This is a genomic window from Halalkalibacter akibai JCM 9157, assembly GCF_000513135.1.
GTDB classification, from domain to species: domain Bacteria; phylum Bacillota; class Bacilli; order Bacillales; family Bacillaceae_D; genus Halalkalibacter; species Halalkalibacter akibai.
The window spans coordinates 1-1889 of sequence record NZ_BAUV01000115.1 but is presented as its reverse complement, the minus strand read 5'-3'; the positions used below and the strand labels follow the sequence as shown (position 1 = coordinate 1889).

The window sequence follows — 1889 nt, the reverse complement described above, 5'->3', positions numbered from 1 at the left end:
TTTTAGTGTGCCAGGCATGCACACATTCTTTAGGGTTCAAGTCCCGAACTGTGAAGGCAGTAGTAACAGTTAGCCTAAGACAAGGGTGTCTGGGGTGACCCAGAATCTGAAGGAAGTCGGCGGCAAACCTCCGCTTCTAGGAACACGAACTTCATATGAGGCTAGGTATACTTGGATGAGATTGCTAAACAAATCAAAGTCCTTACTGCCAAAGGGTATATCCAGTAAATGAAGAGAAGACATGGAGGGGAAGGATGTGTGCTTACCCTGGGAGGTCTGATAGATAAGCGATACTCTTATCGTAAGCGGACGTGTGAACGTCCGTTGAACTGTCAGAAGTCAGCAGAAGCCATAGTACCAACTTGATCTAGACAAGCTGGGAAGGGCTGAATCATTTAAGGAGAATAATCACTTTGCATACACGCATCTCGTTGAAGCAGAAAACAAAAGACCTTTCTCGTGAAGGAAGCAATGAATCTTGCCGGGGGCATGAATAAAGGGTGGAGAGATTGCGTCACATAAGAAGAGCGAATTATTCACGTAGGAGTTTGATACGATGTTGGAACGAATTCTATCCCGTGAAAACTTAATACAAGCACTTGAACGTGTGGAAAAGAACAAAGGGAGTCACGGTGTTGACGAGATGGACTTTAAATCCCTACGCCCCCATCTCCATGAAAACTGGGCTTCTATTCGGAATGAGATCAAACTGGGTACTTACTTCCCGAAGCCTGTCCGTAGAGTCGAAATCCCGAAACCAAACGGTGGGGTTAGGAAACTAGGTATCCCCACGGTGATGGATCGTTTCCTTCAACAAGCGATTGCCCAAACGCTTAATCAAATCTATGATCCAACGTTCTCTGAACAAAGTTTCGGGTTTAGACCGAATAGGAGAGGACATAACGCAGTTAGACAGGCGAAACAATGGATCAAGGAAGGATACAAATGGGTTGTTGACATCGACCTTGAGAAGTTCTTCGACAAGGTGAATCATGATCGCCTTATGAGGAAACTATCAATCCGAATCAAAGACCGTCGAGTTCTTCAACTGATACGACGATACCTGCAAGCTGGCGTTATGGAGAAAGGACTAGTTAGTCCTAACACAGAAGGGACTCCACAAGGAGGTCCTCTCAGTCCTCTTTTATCCAATATTGTTCTCGATGAATTAGACGAAGAGCTGGAGAAACGCGGTTTGAAATTCGTCCGCTATGCAGACGATTGTAACATCTATGTTCGATCTAAAAGGGCGGGACTCCGCGTCATGGAAAGTGTCACTTCATTCATTGAAAACAAACTGAAACTAAAGGTCAATCGAGAAAAGAGTTCGGTAGATCGTCCTTGGAAGCGTAAATTCTTAGGATTCTCATTTACAACTGGAAGGGAACTGAAAATAAGGGTTGCGAAGGAAAGCATAAATCGACTCAAACAACGAATCAGAGAACTTACGAGCCGAAGGCATTCAATAGAGATGTCCGAAAGGCTCCGTAAGCTAAATCGATATATAACGGGTTGGCTTGGTTACTACCAATTGATTGATACACCAAGTACCCTGGTGACGATTGATGCTTGGATTAGAAGAAGGTTAAGGATGATTAGATGGAAAGAATGGAAGACCATTTCCGCTAGGAAAAGGAATCTAGTCAAACTGGGGATAAAAGAGGCGAAAGCATGGCAATGGGCGAACAGTCGAAAAGGTTACTGGAGAGTCGCTCACAGCCCGATTATGGACTATACCCTTAACAGCGAATATTGGAAAGGGCAAGGTCTCATAAGCTTAGCTGAAAGATATCAAACCAAGCGTTGGACTTAAATGAAACCGCCGTATACGGAACCGTATGTACGGTGGTGTGAGAGGTCGGGGGTTAGTCACCCCCTCCTACTCGATT

Annotated in this window: 1 protein-coding gene; it reads left to right on the top strand. The window is 44.8% G+C overall.

Annotated elements, in window-relative coordinates:
• Positions 1 to 556: 556 nt before the first annotated feature.
• Entirely contained in the window at positions 557 to 1813 is a 1257-nt protein-coding gene (gene ltrA / locus JCM9157_RS22925; RefSeq protein WP_035668818.1) for a group II intron reverse transcriptase/maturase, read from the top strand.
• Positions 1814 to 1889 lie beyond the last annotated feature (76 nt).

What these genes read in the sequence shown, in the direction of transcription:
- ltrA (WP_035668818.1), top strand. Translation starts at nt 557, where the DNA reads ATGTTGGAACGAATTCTATCCCGTGAAAACTTAATACAAGCACTTGAA.